Origin of the sequence: Enterococcus sp. E5-37 (genome assembly GCF_035726925.1) — a bacterium.
In the GTDB taxonomy this organism is placed as follows: Bacteria; Bacillota; Bacilli; order Lactobacillales; family Enterococcaceae; genus Enterococcus_B; species Enterococcus_B faecium.
Genome location: NZ_JAPMLG010000004.1, coordinates 161,889 through 184,900 on the forward strand (window position 1 = coordinate 161,889; position 23,012 = coordinate 184,900).

The 23,012-nt window shown below is 38.4% G+C and carries 25 protein-coding genes; 4 read left to right on the forward strand and 21 right to left on the reverse strand.

The annotated features are described in order from the left end of the window. Positions 1 to 78: 78 nt before the first annotated feature. A complete protein-coding gene (gene arcA, locus OS138_RS04820; RefSeq protein ID WP_002288439.1) occupies positions 79 to 1,308 on the reverse strand; it encodes an arginine deiminase in 1,230 nt (409 codons plus the stop codon). A 460-nt stretch (positions 1,309 to 1,768) separates the two neighbouring features. Between arcA and OS138_RS04825 the strand changes: the two genes are divergently transcribed. Then, entirely contained in the window at positions 1,769 to 2,470 is a 702-nt protein-coding gene (locus tag OS138_RS04825) for a Crp/Fnr family transcriptional regulator (protein WP_002288442.1), read from the forward strand. A gap of 571 nt (positions 2,471 to 3,041) precedes the next feature. Here the strand turns inward: OS138_RS04825 and tsaD are convergent. The 7 genes from tsaD to galE form a co-directional block, all read right to left on the reverse strand. Further along, positions 3,042 to 4,058, reverse strand: coding sequence for a tRNA (adenosine(37)-N6)-threonylcarbamoyltransferase complex transferase subunit TsaD (tsaD, locus tag OS138_RS04830; RefSeq protein WP_002293887.1), 1,017 nt, complete (start codon positions 4,056 to 4,058; stop codon positions 3,042 to 3,044). Further along, complete coding sequence (rimI, locus tag OS138_RS04835; protein ID WP_002293888.1) at positions 4,055 to 4,519, reverse strand: ribosomal protein S18-alanine N-acetyltransferase; 465 nt, start codon at positions 4,517 to 4,519, stop codon at positions 4,055 to 4,057. The genes tsaD and rimI (OS138_RS04835) overlap by 4 nt, the downstream gene beginning before the upstream one ends. Positions 4,520 to 4,525: 6 nt before the next feature. Continuing rightward, complete coding sequence (gene rimI, locus OS138_RS04840; protein WP_002293890.1) at positions 4,526 to 5,068, reverse strand: ribosomal protein S18-alanine N-acetyltransferase; 543 nt, start codon at positions 5,066 to 5,068, stop codon at positions 4,526 to 4,528. Continuing rightward, a complete protein-coding gene (tsaB, locus tag OS138_RS04845) occupies positions 5,052 to 5,774 on the reverse strand; it encodes a tRNA (adenosine(37)-N6)-threonylcarbamoyltransferase complex dimerization subunit type 1 TsaB (RefSeq protein WP_002326250.1) in 723 nt (240 codons plus the stop codon). Before tsaB ends, rimI (OS138_RS04840) begins: the two co-directional genes overlap by 17 nt. A 190-nt stretch (positions 5,775 to 5,964) precedes the next feature. Then, on the reverse strand, positions 5,965 to 6,945 hold the full coding sequence (locus tag OS138_RS04850) for a LacI family DNA-binding transcriptional regulator (RefSeq protein WP_002293893.1): 981 nt from the start codon (positions 6,943 to 6,945) through the stop codon (positions 5,965 to 5,967). 23 nt (positions 6,946 to 6,968) lie between these two features. Further along, positions 6,969 to 8,453 (reverse strand): UDP-glucose--hexose-1-phosphate uridylyltransferase, encoded by a 1,485-nt coding sequence (gene galT, locus OS138_RS04855; protein ID WP_002293895.1) that lies wholly within the window; start codon positions 8,451 to 8,453, stop codon positions 6,969 to 6,971. Positions 8,454 to 8,464: 11 nt separating this feature from the next. Then, positions 8,465 to 9,454: a UDP-glucose 4-epimerase GalE gene (gene galE / locus OS138_RS04860; protein ID WP_325069759.1), complete on the reverse strand. Its 990-nt coding sequence runs from the start codon at positions 9,452 to 9,454 to the stop codon at positions 8,465 to 8,467. Between the two features lie 248 nt (positions 9,455 to 9,702). On the opposite strand from galE, the gene OS138_RS04865 reads away from it, so the two are divergent. Next, entirely contained in the window at positions 9,703 to 9,870 is a 168-nt protein-coding gene (locus OS138_RS04865) for a DUF3042 family protein (protein ID WP_002288457.1), read from the forward strand. A 61-nt stretch (positions 9,871 to 9,931) separates the two neighbouring features. On the opposite strand, the gene OS138_RS04870 is transcribed toward OS138_RS04865, so the two are convergent. The 10 genes from OS138_RS04870 to OS138_RS04915 form a co-directional block, all read right to left on the reverse strand. Beyond that, positions 9,932 to 11,743 carry an FAD/NAD(P)-binding protein gene (locus OS138_RS04870; RefSeq protein WP_002293899.1) on the reverse strand — a complete coding sequence of 604 codons (1,812 nt, stop codon included), beginning with the start codon at positions 11,741 to 11,743 and terminating at the stop codon, positions 9,932 to 9,934. Beyond that, a complete protein-coding gene (locus OS138_RS04875) occupies positions 11,740 to 12,105 on the reverse strand; it encodes a DUF488 domain-containing protein (protein WP_002288459.1) in 366 nt (121 codons plus the stop codon). Before OS138_RS04875 ends, OS138_RS04870 begins: the two co-directional genes overlap by 4 nt. 162 nt (positions 12,106 to 12,267) lie before the next feature. Beyond that, a complete protein-coding gene (locus OS138_RS04880) occupies positions 12,268 to 12,663 on the reverse strand; it encodes a rhodanese-like domain-containing protein (RefSeq protein WP_002293900.1) in 396 nt (131 codons plus the stop codon). Between the two features lie 17 nt (positions 12,664 to 12,680). Further along, entirely contained in the window at positions 12,681 to 13,643 is a 963-nt protein-coding gene (locus OS138_RS04885; RefSeq protein WP_002293901.1) for an ROK family glucokinase, read from the reverse strand. Beyond that, a complete protein-coding gene (locus OS138_RS04890) occupies positions 13,643 to 13,855 on the reverse strand; it encodes a YqgQ family protein (protein ID WP_002293902.1) in 213 nt (70 codons plus the stop codon). Before OS138_RS04890 ends, OS138_RS04885 begins: the two co-directional genes overlap by 1 nt. Positions 13,856 to 13,875: 20 nt before the next feature. Further along, a complete protein-coding gene (locus OS138_RS04895) occupies positions 13,876 to 14,574 on the reverse strand; it encodes a rhomboid family intramembrane serine protease (protein WP_002289885.1) in 699 nt (232 codons plus the stop codon). A 19-nt stretch (positions 14,575 to 14,593) separates the two neighbouring features. Further along, a complete protein-coding gene (locus OS138_RS04900) occupies positions 14,594 to 15,136 on the reverse strand; it encodes a 5-formyltetrahydrofolate cyclo-ligase (RefSeq protein WP_002289886.1) in 543 nt (180 codons plus the stop codon). A 131-nt stretch (positions 15,137 to 15,267) separates the two neighbouring features. Further along, positions 15,268 to 16,272 (reverse strand): FecCD family ABC transporter permease, encoded by a 1,005-nt coding sequence (locus tag OS138_RS04905; protein WP_002293903.1) that lies wholly within the window; start codon positions 16,270 to 16,272, stop codon positions 15,268 to 15,270. Then, the gene (locus OS138_RS04910) at positions 16,269 to 17,258 is read right to left on the reverse strand and encodes a FecCD family ABC transporter permease (RefSeq protein WP_002293904.1); all 990 of its coding nucleotides are present in this window, start codon (positions 17,256 to 17,258) and stop codon (positions 16,269 to 16,271) included. The genes OS138_RS04905 and OS138_RS04910 overlap by 4 nt, the downstream gene beginning before the upstream one ends. After that, positions 17,255 to 18,061 (reverse strand): ABC transporter ATP-binding protein, encoded by an 807-nt coding sequence (locus OS138_RS04915; RefSeq protein WP_002293905.1) that lies wholly within the window; start codon positions 18,059 to 18,061, stop codon positions 17,255 to 17,257. The genes OS138_RS04910 and OS138_RS04915 overlap by 4 nt, the downstream gene beginning before the upstream one ends. 165 nt (positions 18,062 to 18,226) lie before the next feature. On the opposite strand from OS138_RS04915, the gene OS138_RS04920 reads away from it, so the two are divergent. Continuing rightward, positions 18,227 to 19,183, forward strand: a complete 957-nt coding sequence (locus tag OS138_RS04920; protein WP_002293906.1) for an ABC transporter substrate-binding protein — start codon at positions 18,227 to 18,229, stop codon at positions 19,181 to 19,183. 76 nt (positions 19,184 to 19,259) lie between these two features. Here the strand turns inward: OS138_RS04920 and OS138_RS04925 are convergent, their stop codons facing one another. Then, positions 19,260 to 19,778: a dihydrofolate reductase gene (locus tag OS138_RS04925; protein ID WP_002296121.1), complete on the reverse strand. Its 519-nt coding sequence runs from the start codon at positions 19,776 to 19,778 to the stop codon at positions 19,260 to 19,262. A gap of 87 nt (positions 19,779 to 19,865) precedes the next feature. Then, positions 19,866 to 20,030, reverse strand: a complete 165-nt coding sequence (rpmG, locus tag OS138_RS04930) for a 50S ribosomal protein L33 (protein WP_002293909.1) — start codon at positions 20,028 to 20,030, stop codon at positions 19,866 to 19,868. A 214-nt stretch (positions 20,031 to 20,244) separates the two neighbouring features. Between rpmG and OS138_RS04935 the strand changes: the two genes are divergently transcribed. Further along, positions 20,245 to 20,691 (forward strand): DUF2188 domain-containing protein, encoded by a 447-nt coding sequence (locus OS138_RS04935; RefSeq protein WP_002293914.1) that lies wholly within the window; start codon positions 20,245 to 20,247, stop codon positions 20,689 to 20,691. Between the two features lie 193 nt (positions 20,692 to 20,884). Here OS138_RS04935 and asnB read toward each other — a convergent pair whose 3' ends face one another. Beyond that, positions 20,885 to 22,780, reverse strand: a complete 1,896-nt coding sequence (gene asnB, locus OS138_RS04940; protein ID WP_002293915.1) for an asparagine synthase (glutamine-hydrolyzing) — start codon at positions 22,778 to 22,780, stop codon at positions 20,885 to 20,887. Between the last annotated feature and the right edge of the window lie 232 nt (positions 22,781 to 23,012).

A 23,012-nucleotide genomic window follows, 5' to 3' on the forward strand; every position in this document is an offset into this window, starting at 1 on the left:
CCTTTAGATTGTTTTTATTTAAGATTAAAGAGGAAATCCCGACGGCAGCTGACAGTAAGACCGCCGTCAGGAAACAAATTACTTCAAGTCTTCACGGACAAGTGGTTGGCTCATGCAGCGTGGACCACCACGGCCTCGTGACAATTCACTTGAATTGATTTCTAACACTTTGATGCCATAGCTACGAAGCAATTCGTTCGATACATAATTTCGGTTATAAGTGACTACAACACCTGGAGCGATTGCCAATGTGTTTGATCCATCATTCCATTGTTCTCGAGGTGCAACGATCTCATCTCCATTACCAGTTGGGATCAGTACAAGATCATCTAATCCAAGAGCAGCTTTCATCGTTTCGTGTAAGTTATCTGAATGAGTAATTTTGATATCATCACCATCTGGTTCGATTGTAAAGACATCCATCTTACCGTCTTTACTTTGAATTGCTGGATGGATAGTGAATTTATCGTGATCTACCATTGTAAATACGGTATCCAAATGCATCATTGCACGGTTGTTTGGAATTTTGATTGCTAACACTTTTTCAAATCCTGAATTTTTTGCGAATAGGTGGCGTGCTAATTTTTCTAAAGCTTTCGCATTAGTTCGTTGAGAAATCCCAACAGCTACTACTTTATCGCTTAAGATCAATTCGTCTCCGCCTTCGATATGATCTGGATTTTCACGATCCAACCATACTTCGATTCCTTTATTTGCAAATCTTGGATGATGTTTCAAAATATATTCTGTAAACATCGATTCACGACGACGTGCTTCAAAAGTCATCTTATTGACTGTCATCCCATTTCCCATTGATGCGGAAGGGTCGCGTGTAAAGTACAAGTTTGGCATTGGGTCCATGTAAAATGGATAGTCATCGTCTGCTGACAGATCGTATAGACTGCTAGAACGTACTTCAATATCTTTTGTACGAACCCCAGCCATGATTTTATCTACCATTTCTTGCGTTTCCATTGATAGAAGGAACTCATGAAGACCCTCTCTTACAGCATTCGATGCAATATGAGATTCATCCAACATTTTATTCAAGAATTGTTCTTTGACATTGCCTGCGTCAATCGCTTCTGCCGCTAATTTTTCCAAGTAAAGAGTCTCGACGCCTTCATTTTGCAATGTCTTTGCAAAGTTGTCATGTTCTTCTTGAGCAATCGGAAGATATGGAATATCATCGAACAACAGACGATCCATAATATCTGGTGTCAAATTTTCCACTTCTTGTCCAGGCCTTTTCAGTAAAACTGTCTTTAATTTCCCTATTTCAGAGAAAACGTGAATAGGTTTATCCATGTTGTGTTGCCTCCTTCTTTTTGATTACATGTATAGGATATCCTCCTTTTGTAATCACTTTCATAATTTTGTCTCATTCAAAATGAGACATTCCTCACATTAATATTCGATAATTAAATAATTAAACGTTTTTCTATTTTTAAGCGTAATTTATTCATTTTTTATTCTGTATACACTTTCAAAAAAATATTTATTCATTGAAAAAAATTTTTTGAATAAATTAAAAAAATAAATTATATTAGCGTTGTTAGCGTTTACTATATGTATTATTGTTGTTTTTTATACACAAATCATTCGCTTCAAAACAAATTATTCAATACCATTGTATATTTTTTACATAATAACAAATTATATTTGTAAAGTATTAAAACTTGTTTCTAATGTTGGTATGTTAAAACTTTACAAATTCTTTAAAAAAAGTGACAATAAATATAGTGAACAATAAGGAGAGGACTTTTTAATGCGCGTTAATAAAATCGATTTTCACTTTTCAAAACTCAGATATCAACCTGATTTTGAACATTTCTCGGATGAAGAGTTCCAACAGATCAAGGAACATACTGTTCTTCGTTCTTATAAAAAAGGACAGATCCTTTTCGACGATGGTGATCCCAGACAACGGTTGTATATCTTGACCAAAGGACTCGTTCGTTTAGAACGTTATGATGAAAGTGCAACTTATTACTACTATGACTATGTGAATACAAATAACCTTTTTCCTATGTCAGGAATGTTTGGAGAAGAGACCTACACTTATACAGCTCAAGCGATGACTGATATTGAAACATTCTACCTTCCTGTTTCCTACTATGAAAAATTAGCACGAAAAAATCCCGAACAGTTGATCTATATGATACAAAAAATTTCTAAAGTAGTTGAAATACATGAATTGCGTATCCAAATCGGATTGACCTCTAGCGCCTTTGACCGGGTAAAACAAAATTTATTCATTTTGAAAGAAGAATTGGGCGTACCAACAAAAGATGGTCATATCACCATTCCTTATCCGATCACCTTAAAAGAATTAGCAGTGAATAGCGGCACGACACGTGAAACTGCTGGACAAGTAATCAAACAACTACGTGATTCCGGACTGTTAGATTATGACAAAAAGCGTTTTACTTTCTGTAAGACAGCTACTACTCCAGCTATGAGAGAATAACGCGAACAAAAATAAGCAGTGACCCTGATATTTATCAGGGTCACTGCTTATTTTCCTCCCTAAAACTTCTGAAAGATCCGGCAGTTTTAGATCACTGGGCAAGACTCAAAGATTTTCTATGTGTGTTTCAGTTATGTAATATTCACTGTTTGCAAAAAATACTGATAGATTAACTAGAGGAAGCGTCTTGTCCTCATCCGACCTAGATTATTCGATATTCCTCGACAATAAACGATTAATCAGTGAGGGCAATCAGAGGAACGGATAATGATGAATAAGCTGTAAAAAATAGGGCTTTGACAAAAGCGTGTCACAGCCCTTATTTCGATTAAACGGTGTGTACCTGTCAACTCTTCGGTCACAAGTCATAATGTTCATAAACATGAGGAGCTGTTTTTTGAAATTGTTCCTTGTGAATCAGAGTTAAACGACAGGCTTACGAACTCTTGATTAAACGGCGTTCAAAAGCTTGCATACGCGGTAATAAGAACAGCCAGGTCAAAAACATGAGAAGCCGTTTTTCCTGGGCTGTTCTTATTACTTGATGCAGGGCAGATTTTTCACAACCTCTTTATTCAGATAAAACCAAGCTTGGATCAGCATTCAACTGATAGCTAGCAAAATTTCTTTTTTGCATTTCCACATGTGCTGCTGCTCCAATCATTGCAGCATTATCTCCACAAAGTCGAAGAGGGGGAATCACTAGTTCTACCTCAGGGAGTTTAGTTGCCAAAGCATCCTGCAATCCTTCACGCAACCCTTGATTGGCCGCTACACCTCCAGCTACAATCAGTTGCTTGACTGGATAATTTTGACAAGCTCGAAGTGTTTTAGTAATCAATACATCGATCACACTTGCTTGAAAGCTAGCTGCTAAATCATTTTTGTCTAGATCTTCTCCACGCTGTTGTGCATTATGCACCAAATTGATAAATGCACTTTTTAATCCGCTAAAACTGAAATCATAATTATCTTCATGGATCATCGCTCGTGGAAAATGGTAATTATCTTTTCCCTGATGAGCTAGCTGATCGATTTCTTTTCCGCTTGGGTAAGAAAGACCTAATACTCTTCCAACTTTGTCATAAGCTTCTCCTGCTGCGTCATCTCTTGTCTCCCCAATGATTTCATATGATCCATCTTCTTGCATATAGACTAATTCTGTATGTCCTCCGCTAACAAGAAGTGCCATCAATGGAAACTGGAATGGTTTAACCAGACGGGCTGCATAGATATGCCCTGCCATATGGTTTACAGGAATAAGCGGCAATTGGTGTGCCCAAGCAAAAGCCTTAGCTGCAGAAATACCAATCAGCAACGAGCCGACAAGTCCTGGTCCATAAGTGACAGCGACTGCCGATAAATCTTCTGCCGACACACCAGCTTCTACCAGTGCATCTTCCAAGCATAAGGTGATTTGTTCTACGTGATGGCGGCTAGCTACTTCAGGAACTACGCCACCAAAACGTTTATGACTGTTTATTTGAGAAGCAACGATGTTAGATAAGATCTCTGTTCCATTTCTAACGACCGCTACACTCGTTTCATCACAACTTGATTCAATCGCCAGAATCAATTCTTCATTCATTTCATCGTCTCCGTTTTTAACTTTCTGCTCATAATGATCGCATCTTCCGTCGGATTGCGATAATATGATTTCCGTTTACCTAATATACGAAACTTTTCTGATTCATAAAGTTTTCTTGCTGCTTCATTAGATAGACGTACTTCTAAAAAAACATGCAGCGAATCTTTTATTTGTTCCGTAATCAGTAATTGTAACAAATGCCGTGCATGCCCTTTTCCTTGTTCTGAAACTGCAACAGCAATATTTGTGATCTCGACTTCATCTATTACTTTCGAGTATCCAATAAAGCCACAGATCTGGTTATCTTCAACTAAAAGCAGATAATCAGAGTGAGGCTGTTGGATGTCTGCCAAAAACTGCATTTTCGTCCAAGGTGAACCATGTGGATAAGCATTTTCGCTAATCATCCATACGCATTCTGCCAAGTACGCTTCATCAAAATCTTTTTTTCTGCAAATCAACTAATCTCACTCATTTTCTAAAAGTTTTATCATATCCAACGCATCTTCTTTTGTTTCAGTGTAATATCTTTTTTTGATCGTTGTTGCTTGAAAACCTAACTTCCGATAAAGTCTTTGTGCATCTTGATTACTCATACGCACTTCTAATGACATCGTCTCACAGCGATTCATTATAGCAAAGTTCTCGATTTCGTCAATAAGCAGCGAACCGATTCGTTTACGCTGATATGCCGGTCGAACGGCAATATTCGTGATATGGCAATCTAAACCGAACGCTCTTGAACCGATAAAACCAATCATTCTTCCATTATCAAAGATACCTAGATATAGATGAGGAAGCGGTGACTTCAATTCTGATATAAAGGCACTTTTTGTCCATGGCAATTCGCCATTATAGACTTCTCGTTCGACATCCAGCAGCTCTTTGATATCTTCTGTAGTCAATTCTCTTAGTACGTAACGACGATCGATTTGTTCGATTGTTTTTTCTGTATAAATCATTTTATCTTGAAAAAAGCTTCTGGCATACGCTCTAAATTTTTTCAACATAACTTTCGTCTCCAGGTGTGTGCGTCTCCAACCATTTTTCTTCTGCTTCTACCCGTTTTAAATAGCGAGGAAGAAAAGCTTGTTTCTCTGCAACTGGTTCAGCTAAAGCACCTAATTGAGCCACAGTTACACCACTTGGAATATCCCATGCTGGAACTGTATTAATCATCGCACTAGGCAATATTTCCTTTATTTCATAGAAGAATTTGTGACAATCACTCCCGACGAAATAAATAGCTTCATTCAGCTTTTGTAGTTGTGTGAACAAATCAGAAGCAGAAATATGTACATCTTCAAGTACAATTTCTAATCTATTTTCTTTCCAGCGGTATGCCCCAGCGTATACATTTTTTCTTCGAGCATCAAACATGGGCACAATAATTTTATCCACACCGATGCAATTAGCCGCGATGGTTTTCAGACTAGATACTCCTACTAGCTCTTTATCTAATGTATAAGCAATCGTTTTTGCTGTCGTTACACCTATACGAAGCCCTGTATAAGAACCGGGACCATCAGAAACCGCGATTCGGTCAATGTCTTTTGGACTTATTTGAAGATCTGCAAACAATTGGTCGATTGCAGGCATCAGTGTTACACTGTGGTTGCGTTTGATATTTGTTTGTATTTGTCCAAGAATTTGTTCGTCTTCTACCACACCGATCGCCAAAGTTTGGTTTGCAGTATCTATTCCTAATGTAATCATATATTTGATCCTTTCTGCTATGACATTCTCGCCTTCCATTGTAGCATACTTTTTTATTCTGAGGATGAAAATACCAAAGGCAAAACTAGTACAATGATACATGATTATCTGCTGGCGGGCAAATTTTGCCCCTTCCTGAAACACAAAAAAGCTGCGGTATCACTTCATTTCCCCACAGCTTTTCCATCTTTTATTTCGTTGATTCTCGAATAATCAACTCTGTTTCCACAATAATCTTTCTTGAAACCGGTGCTTTGGAATTACTTAATTGAAGAATCGTCTCCACTGCTAGCTCTCCCATCCATTCGGTATAAACTTTTACAGTAGAAAGAGAGGGCGTTACATATTTCGCTACACTGACATCATTGAAACCCATCACAGAAATATCTTCTGGTACCACTAAACCTTTTTCTTGAATCGCTTTCAGTGCGCCAATCGCTAATGCATCATTAGCTGCAAAAAGCGCATCAGGAACATGCGGATTCGTTTTTAAATACTGCTTCACTGCTTGATATCCTGACTCGACAGAAAAATCTGCTTCGATAATTGGACCTTCGTCGTAGCCTTTTTCTGCCAAAACTTGTTGAAATGCCATAATTCTGGGATCTTTTAGCCGCTGATGGTTTTTCTTCGTATATTCTGTTCCAGCAAGCATAGCGATATGTTGCGCTTTATGGGAGACAAAATGTTCAATGACTTTTTGAACACTTGACTTAAAGTCGACAACTAGAGAGTCGATTCCTTGAGAAGTGCCGTCAGAATCTACCAAAAGCAAGGCATTTTGGGATCCTTTCATTTCTAATAACTGAGCTTCGTCGAATTTTCCTAGTGCGATCGTTCCATCTGTCGGAAGATCACTAATGGAATCCCACGTTTCTTTCAATAAAGTAACGTTTGCTTCTTCTGCCTTTTTTTCGATTCCTAGACGAATAGATAAATAATAAAGATCTTCAAGCTCTTCCGTATCGTCGTACCACTGGATCAGGCGAAGCGTTTGCTTAGTATTTGCTGCATTTTTACGATGTTTCGTATAATTTAAGCGTTCTGCTGCTTCAAAAATTTTTTGCTTTGTGGCTAAGCCAACGGAAAGATCAGGATCATAGTTGAGAACTCTTGAAACAGTAGCAGGAGAAACTCCTGCCAACTGCGCAATGTCTTTAATTGTTGCCATTTGTCTCTCCTCCTTTTTTACGTTTATAAAATTGCAGTAAATCGTTCAAACGCTGCCTGTCCTTTTTCATCTCGCTTGAATACTCCAGCGTCTTCCAGTACACGTGCAAAAACCTGACCTACAGATTTTTGTACGACATCGGTGACCGTATCTTTCGTCAAATCAGGATGTTCTTTTTTTAATTGTTCTGCCCACGGACGATGATATTCAGCCATCTGGTTTTCTTCTCCTAATAAGAAATGCTCTACTTCTACTAGTTCTGGTTTCAAACGAGGTGGTAAAACAGCAAGCCCCATTACTTCGATCAACCCAATGTTCTCCTTTTTGATATGTTGGACATCTTTATGTGGATGAAAAATCCCATCAGGATGTTCTTCTGAAACATTGTTGTCTCGAAGGACAAGGTCCAACTCAAAGTAATTGTCCCTTCTTCGTGCAATTGGCGTAATCGTATGGTGTGGTGTACCATCTGCTGAAAAAGCTCTGATAGATACTGTTTCATCCGAATATGCTTTCCACTTTTCCAATACTGAGTTAGCTGCTTCAATCAACAATTTTTTCTCTGTTGATTGCAAACGGATCACAGACATCGGCCATTTCACGACTCCTGCGATGACTTGCGGATAATCTGCTAGTTTGATAAGTTTTTCTATCGGTGCTTTTGCCATAGGAAATTCATGACGTCCTGCCTGATAATGATCATGAGAAAGAATCGATCCTCCAACAATCGGCAAGTCAGCATTCGAACCAACAAAGTAATGAGGCAAGACTTCAGTAATCCGAAGCAGTCTAGCAAATGTTTCCTTTGTGATTTTCATCGGGCGGTGTTGTTCTGATAAAATGATCGAATGTTCATTGTAATAAGCATAAGGAGAATATTGGAATCCCCAGCTTTCACCGTCTAGATTCATTCGAATAATCCGGTGATTGGTGCGGGCTGGATAGTTCAAGCGACCTCTATATCCTTCGTTTTCCATGCAAAGCATGCAGGTAGGATAGTCTACTTTTACCGCCTCGCGTTCTGCTGCGATTTGTTTTGGATCTTTTTCTGGCTTAGATAAATTGATTGTGATTTCCAGTTCACCATACTCCGACTCTGCCGGAAATTTGATGTTTTTTGCGATGGCTCTTGTTTTGATGTAGTCATTTTTCTTACTTAAATTAAAGAAATACTCAGTTGCTTCCTCTGGGCTTTTCGAATAGTGCTGTGCAAAGAATGCATTGACGACTGAAGGTGGCGGTGTGAGAAAATCCATTAATTGCGCTTCAAAAATCTCTTGTTCTGCTGGCAATTCTGAAAGAACACCATTTTCTCTTGCCTTAGCGACAAGCTGATCCAATAAGTCTACAGATTCTTCCTTAACTGGTCTTACTTCAATGCTTTCTAGAGCATCTTCTCCTACCATCCCTAAAAGACGATTCTGTAAATATAAGCGGTCCATTTCCATCCATCCGCCAGCTTCGATCGCAAGTGTGGCAAAATCACAAATCGTTTGACTGATTGACATATCTCATTCCCCTATTCTTCATAACCATTTGGATGGCTGACATGCCAATCCCATGCTGTTTTGATAATTGCTTTGATATCTGTGTATTCAGGTTTCCAACCCAGAACCTCTCTCGCTTTTTCACTTGAAGCGACTAATCGGCTAGGATCTCCAGCTCTTCTTGGTGCTATTTCTGCTGGAATTTCTTTTCCTGTCACTTCTCTAGCTGCTTCTAGCATTTCCTTGACTGAGTATCCTTTGCTGCTGCCTAAATTGAAGAAGTTGCTTTCATTTCCTTCTTTCAAGTATTCCAAAGCTAAAATATGTGCAGCAATCAAATCTTCTACTTGAACATAATCTCTGATACATGTTCCATCTGGTGTATCATAATCGTCTCCATAAACAGCCAATGCTTTTCTTTGACCAAGAGCTACTTGTAAAATGATTGGGACAAGATGCGTTTCTGGTGTATGATCTTCTCCGATAGATGCATCTGCTTTTGCTCCGGCTACATTGAAGTAGCGCAAAGCGACATAGCGCATGCCATATGCTTGGTCACACCACTTCATCATTTTTTCCATCATCAATTTACTTTCACCATACGGATTTTTAGGATTAGCTGGTGTATCTTCTGTGATTGGAGACTCTTTTGGTTCTCCGTAAGTTGCTGCAGTAGAAGAGAACACGATTTTATTCACATTGAACTCGTGCATGACTTCAAGTAAGATTTGCATACCGTATACGTTGTTGTTGAAATACATCAATGGTTTTTCGACAGATTCTCCTACTAAAGAGCTTGCAGCAAAATGGATTACTCCTTCAATCGGTTCCTTTTCAAATACGGAACGTAGAAATTCTTTATCCCGGATGTCTCCTTCATAAAAATGAGCATCTGGATGTACTGCTTGTTTGTGACCTGTGAGCAAATTATCTACCACAGCTACTGGATACCCCTTTTGAACTAGCTGGTCTACAGCGTGCGAACCGATATAACCGGCTCCGCCTAGTACTAAAATTGTCATAAAAAACACTCCTTTGATTAGTAAAATTGTGTTTGTTGATTATATATAATTTAAAAAAACGAAGTTTACTTTTATGGTGAAAACAAACAAAGTAAAATTTCGTAAATTCATATGGTAAATTTATAATAAAACATTTAGTAAACATTTTCAAGGATTTTTTGCAAAGGTTTACAAACAAACGTAAAACTAGCCTTTTTTTCTCTTTTGTTCCATAATAGATATAACAAATAATAAATGAGGTGGATTCAATGAAAAAATTTGTATCTGGAATATTAGTAGGAAGTCTGGCAACAGCCGCTGCCGTTGCTGGTTTGGTCGCTTCTGTGAAAAAAACAGTGATCGATCCAATTGACGAAAAAGAAGCAATGATCGAAGAAAACCGTAAAAAAGCAATGCGCAAACGCGTTTCTCGTTAATAATTATTTAAAAACACGCATGAAGACTTGTGAAAGAACAGATAAGTCATCATGCGTATTTTTATTTGTCAGTCAATATAAGTTGTGCTATTTTATCTGCCTGTCTCAGATTCCATGGATCTGTATAAGGTCTAGCTACTGCTGCAGTTAGCCAATCCACACCTTCAACAGGTATTCCATAGCAATAAAAGTCAGACTGGATTTCCCCTGAAGCATCAATCACGCGATTCGTACCTCGCTCAACATCTATAGCTTCTGAATGATAACTTCCTGTATTATCTGAAAATGAAAAAGGGCGAACAAGTTTGTTTTCCTTCAAATTTTTTATGACAGGATTACTTGAACGAGAAAAGCTTGTTTGTGGCAATCGAGCTTCAATCAAATAGCGACTGCTGATTTCTTTATCTTGTAGAGAAATAACATAGCGGTTGTGCTTTTGCTGAATATCAAATGGCGGTTCGAACAAATGAAAAATACCCGCATCTATCAGTGCTGCTAATTCTTTCGTCCGAATGACTGGCGGACCGATCGTTAAAAAGCTATTTAGATGAGTAAACCATCCCCATAGTATTTCTTTGTATTCCTTTGCAGAAAAAACGTGCCATTCAATAGCCTGCCGGATTGGATCACGCCAGTCTTTTAATGCATCAAATGTTGAAGCAAATGCTCCTGTGCAATTGCCTTTTTCCGCTTCTTTTATCTGCCCTTCAATAAATGCTCGGCTAGCTTCTGCAAAGGACTCATCCTGATAGGTAAGAGGAATTTCTAAATACGACCAATCCCATCTATAAGGGATTAGTGCTGGATGCTTTCCGAGACACTCCTCTGAAGAGAGGGAGAGAAAATCATGCTCAAAATTTTTCTTTGGAATCGGCAAATGATATTCTTCGATGATTTTCTTGTAATAAAACAACTCAACGTCTTTTTTCAGATAGTCAAAAAATGTTTCGCCAGTCAAAAATCCCGACTGATGCCATTGCTCCAGGTTTTCTTTTGTTAGTAACCGTGGCCATGCCATTGATCCGCCTTGCTTTTGGTTTCTTCCTCGAGGGTAATAAGGGAGCCCCCTTCTTGATCCACTGTATACAATCGGTTCCTTGCCTGATGGATGATAGACAAGTTTTCCTTTTTCGTTCTCGAAGCGCCCTTCTCTTGATACTGTAAACAATCCGACATAATCAAAAAAACTTAAGCCTAGACCTCTTAAAAAGACATTTTCTTTAGGCGGTATCTTCGAAAGATCGACATCTGCAGGATTAGAAGGAAGCTGATACAGTAAATCATTTTTCTTTGCGTAGTCTACCCACACTCTTTCTTCTTCTGTCTCATCATTTTCCCAGTGACCGCTTGCTAAAACAAGCTGATCGATAGAATAGCTTTGCTGATCTGTCTGTAAAAGATAACCATCTTTTCTTTTGCTGACTTTTTTTACTAAAGAATAAACAAACTGAATAGAAGCTGGAAATTCTTCTTGCAACTTTGAGAAAAACCAGCGTTGATAGAGTCCGTATAAACATCGAGTAGATTGCTGATCTTTTTCCAGACGATTGATTTCTTCTATAATTAGTTGCTTATTTTTGGTTACCGTCTGTTCGATATAATCTGTAGCAGGTCCTTTACTCCATTGAAACAAGTTGGGTCCCTGTGTTACCAATCCTCCACTGGACAATGTTTCATCTGTAAAAAGCGTCACTTGTTGAGAAACAGAATTCATTAATAACTCCGGTGGCTGATTCAACCGCCAAACTCGACCTCCAGGACCATTGGGATCGAAAAGAAAAAGTTCAAGAGAATGTCTGTCCTGATTATTATGGAGAATCCTTTCTGCTATACTTAATCCTCTAGGTCCGGCACCAATGATCCCTATTTTCATTTGCATGCCTCCATTTCGATAAATTTTTTCAATAAAACAGCATGGTTCTGATGTTCATTTTTTGCACCATAAACAAAAGTAATGACTGGATGTTCTTTCATAAGTTGACTGAGTTTAAAAATAGCTTGCTTCTTTTCTTCTTCGAAAATCAATTCTTGCTGGTATTTCTTTGCAAATGAAGCAAATCGTTCTGGTACATGGTCAAAAGTTTTGCGTGCTTCATTACTAGGTGCAATTTCTTTCAACCACAGATCTAACTGCGCTTTTTCTTTTGAAATTCCTCGTGGCCAGAACCTATCCACGAGTATTCTATAGCCATCCTCTTTTTCAGCATCAAGGTAAACACGTTTTAATTTGATCATAGTTGTTTCCTTCTTTCTGCCTTTTCGCTTAGCTTATATATGTAGATAATAGCACAAAATAAAAAAAATGAACGGCACAACTATCCATTGCGCCGTTCATGTGATCTTGGTCAAAATCTAATGATTGATTCGGTTTTTAAAGCTGTCATACAATCATCTGTTTTATACTTTTTTACTTTTGATTTTTCCAGACCATCCGTCATATCCACCCTTAAGTAAATAAATCTCTTGATAACCTGCTTTACGTAATTTATTTGCTGTACGGATGCTCAAGCTTTTCTTTTGATCGTAAATATAGACAGGCTGGTCTTTTCGAATAGATCCTAATGAATCTTTCAAAACAGTGTAAGGGATGTTTCTTGCACCTAAAATATGCCCAGCATCAAACACATCTTTTTCGCGAACATCGATTACTTGTGCTTTTCTCATTCCTTCTCGAAATTCTTCTTCTGTCAAAGTCGTTGCTGAACGCTTGGCCATTACTCGTAGATAGACTTCCCAAAAGATGATTGCAAGCACAATCAATAGCAAAATGATATTAATTACCCATAAAACCATGTAATGCCTCCGTTTTTTTAAGCAAATTTCAAGGCTAATGAGGCAGCACCAATGACACCAGCTTCATTACCAAGCTCTGCTAATTTGATTTTTGTTGATTCTCTTACTTGCGGGAAAGTAAATTCTTTAAAATATTTCTCTACACGGCTACGTAAAAATTCTCCTGCTGCCGATACTCCTCCACCTAACACAATACTTGACGGATTCAATGTATTCCCCAAGTTGGCGCAAGCTAAACCTAAGTAGAAGCATACGCGATCAACAACCATCAATGCAAACGGATCGTCTTCTTGAGCCATTTCAAAGATATCTTTACTTGTTACTTCTTCACCGTTGTCTAACATTGCTTTCAGTTTTGAATCTCCTGCGTATTCTTCTGCCAAGTAACGACCTAGACGTACCACACCAGTAGCGCTAGACACAGTTTCTAAACATCCGCGTTTACCGCAAGTACATTCGAACCCTTCAGGATCCACAGTGATATGGCCGATCTCTCCGCCTGCTCCGCTCACGCCGTGAATCAAATTTCCGCCAGCAACGATACCACCGCCAACACCTGTTCCTAGAGTAACGAATACAACGTCTGGATCGTTTTCTCCAGCACCTTTCCATCGTTCACCTAAAGCAGCAACATTCGCATCATTATCGATAGCGAATTTGATTCCTGTTCCTGCCTCGATCAGTTTTTTCACAAATTGAACTTCTGTCCAGTTTAAGTTATACGCACCAATAACCGTTCCAGCTTCGCTGTCCACGCTTCCTGGGGTACCCATGCCGATTCCGATAAAGTCTTCGGCTTTCATATTATATAAATTCAAACGATGGTTGATTGATTCAATGATTTCAGGAACGATATGCTTACCATCATCCAAAATATTGGTATCGATGCTCCATTTTTGTTGAATCTCTCCTTCTGGTGTTAAAATTGCAAATTTTGCTGTTGTTCCACCTAAATCAATCCCAATAATCTTCTTGTCCATTACAAATTTCCTTTCTTTCGGCTTTCTTCAATTCGGTGCTCTCTTTTTAATATGCGCCACGCTGTCATGTATGTATCATGATCAATCAAACGGCTATCATACAGATTACGCAATTCGATAGTCATTAATTCAATGTCATAGATGCGTGCACCCACATAGATAAAGATGCCAAATTTTTTGAACAGCTGCTGTACATCATATAAGCTCTCCATCTTTAAGCACTTCCTTCATATTATACAAGTAAACCATATTTTTTTAAACCCAGTAAAATACATATTACAAAAAGAAATACAAAAACTAGTGTAGAAAGAATCCTTTGGTGTATCGAATAGCTTGTCTGTTGTTTCGGTAGACCCAAAACATTCCCTAACACTAATCCGCCAATTAGCCCACCGACATGTCCCCAAACATCTACAGAGGTATCCAGAAGACCAAAAACAAATGTCAACACAATAAATAAAAGAAAATGTCTGACTAGCTGCTGGATCGCTGGGTTATGTTTAAAATGAAACCCTAAGATAAACAACGCACCGAACAAACCGAATATCGAAGTACTCGCACCACCAGACAGAACATTCGCTTCGTTAAAAGCAAAGCTTGCTGTATTTCCCATTATCCCGCTGAACATATAAATCAAGAAAAAACGCCAATGGCCATAGATTGCCTCGATTTGCTGCCCCATAAAATACAGTATCAGTGAGTTCATTACGAAATGCATCAGTCCAAAATGGATGAAGATTGGTGTCACTAAACGCCACCATTCATTGAAGTGAACAAGATAAGGACCATACATTCCGGCATAATAAGGGATCTCAAGTCGCGGAAATAATTCCATCATGAGGAAGACCGCTGTCTGTATCCCTAAAAAAGCATAGGTCCATAACGGTCGTCTTAACCATGCACGCAATTTTATTTGCTGTTGATAATTCATGAAAACCTCCCATTTCATTTTAGTCAATAAACAATTGTTGGATCTTCTGATCAAAGCTCTCCGGTTGCCATTGTTCATTCAATTGTTCACGAAAAACAAGGCTACATGTTTTTTTATGAAAATTATTTAAATACCGGTCGTAATAACCACCGCCAAAACCGATTCGATAACCGGCTCTATTGTAGATAATACCTGGTACAATGAGGAGATCGATCATCTCCGGCAAATAGAGCTTCTCTGATTGTGGCTCAAGAACACCAAAACTCGAACGTACAAGAACGGACTGTTCATCCATTTCATAAAACGCCATCTGACGTTTCGGCAAAGTTTTAGGTACAACTATTTTCTTTTGTTCTTTTTCTGCTCGTTGGATAACCGGCTGTGTATCCAGTTCAAATTCATTCGATAAAGTCGTCCCTATCACTTTTGCTGACTTCCAGTACTCGCTGGCGAATAGCTGTTTATAAATTCGCTGTTCTTTTTCCTTTTTCTTGCCACTTTTGGCCAGATTTTTCAGCTTTTCGATTCCTTTCCGGCGTAATCTTACTTTCAATTGGTCCAAAAACTCACCCTTCCTTCTCTCATAAAATGGTATAGGAAAAAAAGAAAAATAGCAATCGAACTTTCAAATAAATGCATAAATAGAATAAAAAGAAGACCTAGAAATGATTGACCTTCCTTTTTTAATGAATTTCAACTGTTCAGCGCGTGTTTTTGTCTGATAAAAAGTGCATACAGAAAATATGGCGCACCAAAAAGGGCAATCAAAATTCCTGTAGGTACTTCCCCACTTGGTAGAATCACTCTAGCAACCATATCTGCACTAAGCACAAAAATGGAACCGAACAAACCGCTCAGAACAAAGGTCCAGTTATTTTCTTTACGTACGACTAGCTTCGCAGCATGAGGAGCTAGTAGTCCTACAAAAGATAAACTACCTGTCACCGCTACACTACCGCTTGCCAAAGCAACAGCTAACAACAAAAGGATTTTTTGACTTTTAGCCACGTTAAGGCCTAATCCTTGCGCGCGTTCTTGACCAAATGATAGCAATCCAATCCTCTGTGCATAAAGTCCTCCTAGCGGAATTAAGATAACCGCCCATGGAAGCAATGCCCAAACATAAGGCCAGCTCGCACCCCAGATTGATCCCGCTAACCATGCATTCACAAATCCATAATTTTCCTTAGATAATTGGATCGTGCATAGCAATGTTAATGCAGAAAGGCCGGCATTAACGGCAATACCGGACAATAAGATTCGATTCATACCCAAAAAGCCATTTCGATCATAGGCCGCAAGATAGACACAGCAAGCAGCTAAAACACCACCTAGAAAGGCTACAACTAGCAATAGAAACGGCAGCGAATAGTGCGAAAAGAAACCTAAATAAAGCATCACTAAAAATCCTGCTCCGGCATTAATGCCCAATATACTAGAATCTGCCAATTCATTTCTTGTTACTCCTTGCAAGATATAACCAGAAACGCCAAGACAAGCTCCTGCTAATAAACTGATCAGTAATCGAGGAACTCGAAATTCTCTAACAATCAGCGCCAAAGAAGATGATTCTTTCCCTATGAACGTGGCAAAAAGCTGATCCAGGTAAATAAAAGGCGTACCAATCATTAAACTACCTATAGACAGGATGACAAGTACAAAAAGCAAGAAATAAAACGTCCAATATATTTTTTTCACCGTTGTTCCCTCCTTACTTGTATCAGTAAAAACGGAACGCCAATCAATGCAATGACTAATCCAAAAGGTGTTTCAAAAGGGGGATTGATCATCCTCGCTGTAAAATCCGCCAACATAACCAATCCACCGCCAACTAAAAAAGAGACAGGTAGAACATAACGATAGTCCGTTCCAACCATTCCACGAACAACTGGCGGAACCAACAGTCCAATAAAGGAGACTGGACCGACTAACGAAACTGCTATGGCTGCCAACACTGCGACTAGACAGAAAACAATCAACCGCGTTCGTTTAGGATGACTTCCAAGAGCTAATGCATGTGTTTCACTCAAATGAATCAAAGATATTGCTTTTCCTAATGAAAAAGAAACCAAAACAGCAAGTATATATAAAGGAAACAATACTGCTAATTGTTTCCATGTGATATTGGCAGCTCCGCCTACAAACCAAAAAGCAAGATCCTGCTGCAGATTAAAGAATTGGGTCAGTGCTTGGCTGATAGCAGTAAAAAAAGAACTAATAGCTACGCCAGCTAAAATCAGCTGTAAAGGATTCATGCCCATTTTCGAAAACTGCAAAAAACCAAATACGAGCAAAGTTACAGCAAAAGAACCTGCCAATGACATTAGAAATACAGAAAAATCAGAAGCTTTAGGCCAAAAAGCAAAACTAAGGGCCATTGCCAACGAAGCACCCGCGTTGATTCCTAGTAAGCCTGAATCTGCTAAAGGATTTCTTGTCACTCCTTGCATCAATGCACCGCTCAATGCAAAACAACTCCCTACAAGAAATGCTCCCGCCACACGAGGCAAACGAATATTTCGTATGATTTGGTGACTTTGTTTTGATCTATCAAAATCAAACAACGCCTGCCAAAAATCTGCTTTTCCCACAGTCGCTGCGCCATTTGAAAGAGCAACAAAAAAAATAATCAAAAGAACAAAACAGACCAAAAGCAGGAGTCTATTTTTCTTCATAGTCCTCATAATTGATCCTCCTGCTCTTTTGGCAACAAATCATAGGTTAGAAAAACTGGTTTATTTGTTCTTGGAAGCGTGACAATCGTTGCATCAATCTCAAATATTTTTTTCATACACTCTTTTGTGATCACTTCTTCAGGTGTACCTTCTGTGATCAACTTACCGTTTTTCATTGCTAATAAATAATCTGAAAAACGTGAAGCATGATTAATGTCATGAATCGACATCAAGATCGTTGTTTGTTTCATTTGATTGATTTCAGTCAATAACTGTAGGATCTCTAATTGGTGTGCCGGATCTAAAAATGTTGTCGGTTCATCCAAGATCAAGATATCTGTTTCCTGAGCAAGCGCCATAGCGATCCAGACACGCTGGGTTTGTCCACCAGACAGCGTTGCGATATCCCGCATACGAAATCCAGCTAGACCTGTAGCATCCAACGCCCACTCGATTGCTTCATGATCTTGCGTGTCCATGCCACTGAACAGTTTTTGATAAGGGTATCGTCCGTAAGATACTACTTCTTCTACTGTCATACCTGTAGGGTGTTCACTAGTTTGTGCTAATAATGCAATTTTTTTTGCAAGTTCTTTTGAACTGTATGTAGAGATATCAGAGTTATTGACAATGATCTTTCCTGATTTCACAGGTAGTATACGGGTAAAACTTTTCAATAAAGTAGATTTTCCACTTCCATTTGGCCCAATCAAACTAGTGATTTTCCCTTCAGGAATCGTAACAGACATGTTTTCAATGATTTTTTTGTTTTCGTAGCCGGCTGCAATGTCAGCTGCTCTTAATCTCGTCATTTCACCCATCCTTTCGCTGAAAATCATTCTCAATTATGACGCTGTTTCAACATTTCGTCAAGCGCTACTTTCATATCTATAGCCAAATGAAGCGGTTGACAGCGTTCGAAATATCAGGAATAATAACCAATGAGAAAGATTCTCAATTATGTCAGGAGGAAAGAAATGAAATTAAAAACAAAAGTATTCACATTATCTAGCATATTGCTGCTGGCTGGAGTACTGAGCGCTTGCTCCCCCTCTTCAGATAAAGAAACAGCTACAACTGCCAATTCGACGACTTCATCCAATAGTACTCATACAGTCACAGATACACTTGGACATAAAGTAGAGATTCCAAACGCGCCCAAACGGATCATCGGCAGTTACTTAGAAGACTATCTGATTGCACTAGGGGAAAAACCTATCGCCCAGTGGACTGTTGGCAGTGGTTCCATTCAAGATTATCTGCAAGATGATTTAAAGGATGTCCCAACGATTTCTTATGACCTTCCTTATGAGAAAGTGTTAAGCTTTGAACCTGATTTGCTGTTGATTTCTTCTTCCGCTACTGTCGAAGGCGGGAAATACGAACAATATAGCAAAATCGCGCCAACTTATGTTGTAAAAAACGGAACAGATGTCACATGGGAAGAACAACTAAAAGATGTCGGCAAAGCTTTGGCAAAAGAAAAAGAGGCAGAAAAAATCATTTCCGATTATCAAAAATCCATCAAGAAAACTCGAGAAGAACTAGCAGATAAAATCGAGAACAAGACAGCTGCAGTGTTGTGGGTGACCAACAACTCAGCCTTTATGGTCAGCAAAAATCGGTCAAGTGGAAGAATCGTATACGACGATCTGGAATTTGGTGTTCCTGATCTAGTGGAAGAGGTCTCCAAAAAAGCCACTTCTGACTGGTCTGCTGTTTCCTCTGAAAAGCTAGCTGAATTAGATGCTGACTACATCATCCTTGTGAACAGTGACAAAGATGCTGCCATGTTCAATGAACCAAGCTGGAAGAATCTTAAAGCAGTGACAGACAATCATGTACTGCAATTCGGACCTGAATCTAGCTGGCTATATAACGGACCTATTGCCAGTCAGGAAATGGTCAATGATATCAAAGAAAAACTAAATTGATTTTAACTAAAAAAAGCATCTTCACGATTAGTCGTGAGATGCTTTTGTTCTTATTAACAAACTAGACGCATAGATTTTATTCTTCTTTTGAAGCAACCCTATTTTTTACTCTTTCCCATTTTTGAAAACGATGGGCATATAGATTTTCTTGATCCGTTATCCCCTCATACTCCTCTATAAGGGCGAAGTCTGAAAAATCAATATTCCCAATATACGTATCGCCTTCAAACGTGCTATCGATCAATGTTCGCCAGATCCGACCAGTGTAAGGAAGAAGTTCTTGAAAAATCCGACTACCACCCGAAACATAGATATCTTCTGAGATCGTTTGACTATACGACAAAAGTTCATCAATCGAATGCATTACTTCCGCATTTTCTTTCGTACGGAAATTTGGTTGCGTTGTCAACACGATGATATGACGATAAGGAAGTGAAAGATCCCCCATTCCTTCATAGGTCTTTCTTCCCATCACTAAAATTCGATCCATTGTATGTTCGCGAAAGAAACGCATATCATTTGGCAATCGCCATGGTAACAAACCATTTTTGCCGATCAGACCATTTTTATCTTGTGCCCACATGGAAATAAACATATTATCCGCTCCTTATGATTTTAGATGTTTTGAGATAAAAAAAGTCTCAATTCTTTGACCAGCAAGGAATTGAGAACTTTAAAAACATTATTTTGTTTCACGGTGCAAAGTAACTTTGCGTTCGCGTGGGCAATATTTTTGTTTTTCCAAACGATCAGGATTGTTACGTTTGTTTTTGCTTGTTAGATAGTTACGTTCTTTACAAGAAGTACACTCTAAAGTGATGTTTACGCGCATGATTTTCCCTCCCATTTTTACAAGAATCCTCTAAGATGACTCTCAGACTTGATTATCTTACCATGATTTTTTCCAGATTGCTAGTGTTTTTCACGATTTTGTTAAGTAAAACTACTTGACGATAAATACAACGGTTTTACTTCTCAGACAAAATCTTTTTCTTTTTGTATAAATACCCTTACACTTGTTTATAGAGACTATGTTTTTTTAAATAAAGGGGGATACTAATATGCCATGGAACATGAAGGACTTTCCTGCATCAATGAAAAACTTAGATAAACTGACAAGAAAAAAGGCGATCGACATCGCAAATGCTCTATTAGATGAGGGTTACCCTGATAGCCGTGCGATCCCAATTGCCATTGATCAAGCAAAAGAGTGGTATGAAAATGCTAGTGAATCAGAAAGACGAACATTCGAAAAAGAAAAAAATCCAAGTAAGTCGGATAAACATGATACGAATCCTCGTGCCGGAAAATTGCTTGATTCAGATGTGATCGTAGAATATGCCGAAGAACAATGGATCGTGAAATCTAAAGGAGCAAAAAAGGCTAGCAACCATTTTGATACAAAGAAAGAAGCGATCGAAAAAGGAAAGCAAGTAGCACAAAACAAAGAATCAACTTTGGTCATTTATAAAAAAGATGGGACAAAAGAAAAAGAAATCGATTATTGAACATATGTAAAGGGGTTGTGACGAAAATCGTGTCACAACCCCTTATGTTCGAAACAATGGTGTTCCTCTGCCAAATCCGAACCACAAGTCATAATATCTATAAAACGGGAAGAGCTGTTTTTTTTAATTGTTTCTTATCACTCGGTGTTAAACGGTAGGAGCAAACCTATTTTTTATTGATATTTGATTTTCATCAAACAGTCACATAGTCGATTGCTTCTGCTTGCGGAATCGTTTCATCTACAAAGTAGACTTTATACCATGTCAAGAAACTGAAGATTGTCCAGATTTTTCTTTGCTCTTCTTTACGTCCTTCGTGATGGTCATCTAGCAACTTCATGATTTTTTCTTGATCAAAAAATTCTTTTGCAAAATCTGCTTCGAATAATGCTTTGACTTGTTCGTAGCCGTGTTCTTCTTTCAACCAAGCTTTGATTGGCACAGGGAATCCTAATTTCACACGATTCGACCATTCTTCCGGAAGATGTTTGTTCGCAGCTTGTCTGAAAATATCTTTTGTGTTGTTTTGATTCAATAAGAACTTACTTGGTATTTGTTGAGCCAATTTCATGACTTCGATATCCAATAAAGGTACTCGGACTTCCAAAGAACTTGCCATAGAAAGTTTATCTGCCTTCAACAAGATATCTTTTGGCATCCATTGATGAAGATCGACATATTGCATCTTATTGACTTCATCTTTGATTCCTTCTGTTTTCTCGTAATGAACAGTCATGATTTCATCCACAGATGGTGCTGTTTGATATTTTGGTGTCAACACTTCTGATGCTTCTGATTCTTCGAACACTCGAGCATGACCGATAAAATATTCTTTTGCAGGAGCAAGTGATTCATATAAATGGATCCGTCCATGGAAATTTTTCATTTTTCCGATTTTACGTCCTAAATTATAGCGTGTTCCTTTTGGTAATTTTTTCAATCCTTGAGCAATCACACGGATGAATTTTGAATTCGTATGGAATCCATACGTTTGGTATCCCGCAAACAGTTCATCCGCCCCTTCTCCAGATTGGACTACCCGCACGCTTTGTGAAGCAAGATTTGCTAAAAAGTACAAAGGTACGCAAGAAGGATTTGAATCAGGTTCATCTAAGTGATACTGGATCAAAGGGAATGCTTTGAACGACATGTCTCCGTCGATCACTGCTGCTGTATTATCTAAATCCAATAGTTCGGTTAGTTTTCTGGCTTCAATCGCTTCATTATAGGTTTTATCATCAAACCCGATTGAGAAAGAATGATCTGGTTTCAATACAGAGGTTACATAACTGGAATCAACCCCGCTGGATAAGAAAGAACCAACTTCTACATCACTGACCGTATGTGCTTCAATAGAAGCTTGAACGGTTTCGTCGATTTTTTCGATCCATTCTTGTCGGGAATGCGTTTCTTTTGTTTCAAAATCTGCATCCCAATATTGCTGAATGTCTAGTTTTCCATCTTTATACGTATAATAATGGCCTTCAGGCAAACGATAGACATCTTTGAAGAATGTTTCGCCGTTTAATGGAGAATATTGGAAAGTCATATAAGGTTTCAACGCTTCTTTGTTCAATTCTTTGTTAAAATCAGGATGAGGCAGAAAACTTTTGATTTCTGAACCAAACATAAATGTTCCGTTCATTTCTGCATAATAATATGGTTTGATCCCAAAGTGGTCTCTTGCACCGAATAACTCATTCTTTTCATTATCCCAAATAGCAAAAGCAAACATTCCGCGGATCTTTTGCAATAATTCTGTTCCCCATTCTTCGTAACCATGCAAAAGGACTTCTGTATCTGCATGTGTTTGAAAAACGTGGCCAGCTGCAATCAATTCTTCTCTCAAAGGCTGGTAATTATAGATTTCGCCATTAAAAATAATGATCTTTGTCCGATCTTCATTGTAAATAGGCTGAGTACCGCCCTCTAAGTCAATAATACTTAATCTTCTGAATCCTAAAGCAACATGTTTATCGATATATTCTCCTGAACTATTAGGTCCACGGTGAACGATTCGATCCATCATTGTATTAATAATTGTTTTTTTGTTGTCCTTGTCGTTAACAAAACCTACAATACCGCACATTTAACTTTCACATCCTAATATAAAATTACTGTTTATTTCATTCATATGCATCTTATCATAGAATAAATAGCGGACGAATATTTTCTCTCTTACAGTTTCGTCACGTGAAAACAAAAGATGAAAGTTTCTGTTTTTACAGAAAATAAAGTCCCAATATCTAATTTACCATGTTTTCTTTTTTGAGGCTATCTTATTCTCTTCGTGTTAAAAAAATATTAGTGGATGCTATTTC

What these genes read in the sequence shown, in the direction of transcription:
- OS138_RS04880 (WP_002293900.1), bottom strand. Translation starts at nt 12,663, where the DNA reads ATGGTTTTATGGGTAATTAATATCATTTTGCTATTGATTGTGCTTGCA.
- OS138_RS04890 (WP_002293902.1), bottom strand. Translation starts at nt 13,855, where the DNA reads ATGGAGAGCTTATATGATGTACAGCAGCTGTTCAAAAAATTTGGCATC.
- OS138_RS04935 (WP_002293914.1), top strand. Translation starts at nt 20,245, where the DNA reads ATGCCATGGAACATGAAGGACTTTCCTGCATCAATGAAAAACTTAGAT.
- OS138_RS04925 (WP_002296121.1), bottom strand. Translation starts at nt 19,778, where the DNA reads ATGTTTATTTCCATGTGGGCACAAGATAAAAATGGTCTGATCGGCAAA.
- OS138_RS04875 (WP_002288459.1), bottom strand. Translation starts at nt 12,105, where the DNA reads ATGATCAAATTAAAACGTGTTTACCTTGATGCTGAAAAAGAGGATGGC.
- rimI (WP_002293890.1), bottom strand. Translation starts at nt 5,068, where the DNA reads ATGTTGAAAAAATTTAGAGCGTATGCCAGAAGCTTTTTTCAAGATAAA.
- galT (WP_002293895.1), bottom strand. Translation starts at nt 8,453, where the DNA reads ATGTCAATCAGTCAAACGATTTGTGATTTTGCCACACTTGCGATCGAA.
- OS138_RS04895 (WP_002289885.1), bottom strand. Translation starts at nt 14,574, where the DNA reads ATGAATTATCAACAGCAAATAAAATTGCGTGCATGGTTAAGACGACCG.
- OS138_RS04915 (WP_002293905.1), bottom strand. Translation starts at nt 18,061, where the DNA reads ATGACGAGATTAAGAGCAGCTGACATTGCAGCCGGCTACGAAAACAAA.
- galE (WP_325069759.1), bottom strand. Translation starts at nt 9,454, where the DNA reads ATGACAATTTTAGTACTAGGCGGAGCCGGTTATATCGGTTCGCACGCT.
- tsaD (WP_002293887.1), bottom strand. Translation starts at nt 4,058, where the DNA reads ATGAATGAAGAATTGATTCTGGCGATTGAATCAAGTTGTGATGAAACG.
- OS138_RS04920 (WP_002293906.1), top strand. Translation starts at nt 18,227, where the DNA reads ATGAAATTAAAAACAAAAGTATTCACATTATCTAGCATATTGCTGCTG.
- arcA (WP_002288439.1), bottom strand. Translation starts at nt 1,308, where the DNA reads ATGGATAAACCTATTCACGTTTTCTCTGAAATAGGGAAATTAAAGACA.
- OS138_RS04865 (WP_002288457.1), top strand. Translation starts at nt 9,703, where the DNA reads ATGAAAAAATTTGTATCTGGAATATTAGTAGGAAGTCTGGCAACAGCC.
- tsaB (WP_002326250.1), bottom strand. Translation starts at nt 5,774, where the DNA reads ATGATTACATTAGGAATAGATACTGCAAACCAAACTTTGGCGATCGGT.
- OS138_RS04850 (WP_002293893.1), bottom strand. Translation starts at nt 6,945, where the DNA reads ATGGCAACAATTAAAGACATTGCGCAGTTGGCAGGAGTTTCTCCTGCT.
- OS138_RS04825 (WP_002288442.1), top strand. Translation starts at nt 1,769, where the DNA reads ATGCGCGTTAATAAAATCGATTTTCACTTTTCAAAACTCAGATATCAA.
- OS138_RS04885 (WP_002293901.1), bottom strand. Translation starts at nt 13,643, where the DNA reads ATGGACAAGAAGATTATTGGGATTGATTTAGGTGGAACAACAGCAAAA.
- rpmG (WP_002293909.1), bottom strand. Translation starts at nt 20,030, where the DNA reads ATGGGAGGGAAAATCATGCGCGTAAACATCACTTTAGAGTGTACTTCT.
- asnB (WP_002293915.1), bottom strand. Translation starts at nt 22,780, where the DNA reads ATGTGCGGTATTGTAGGTTTTGTTAACGACAAGGACAACAAAAAAACA.
- OS138_RS04870 (WP_002293899.1), bottom strand. Translation starts at nt 11,743, where the DNA reads ATGAAAATAGGGATCATTGGTGCCGGACCTAGAGGATTAAGTATAGCA.
- OS138_RS04910 (WP_002293904.1), bottom strand. Translation starts at nt 17,258, where the DNA reads ATGAGGACTATGAAGAAAAATAGACTCCTGCTTTTGGTCTGTTTTGTT.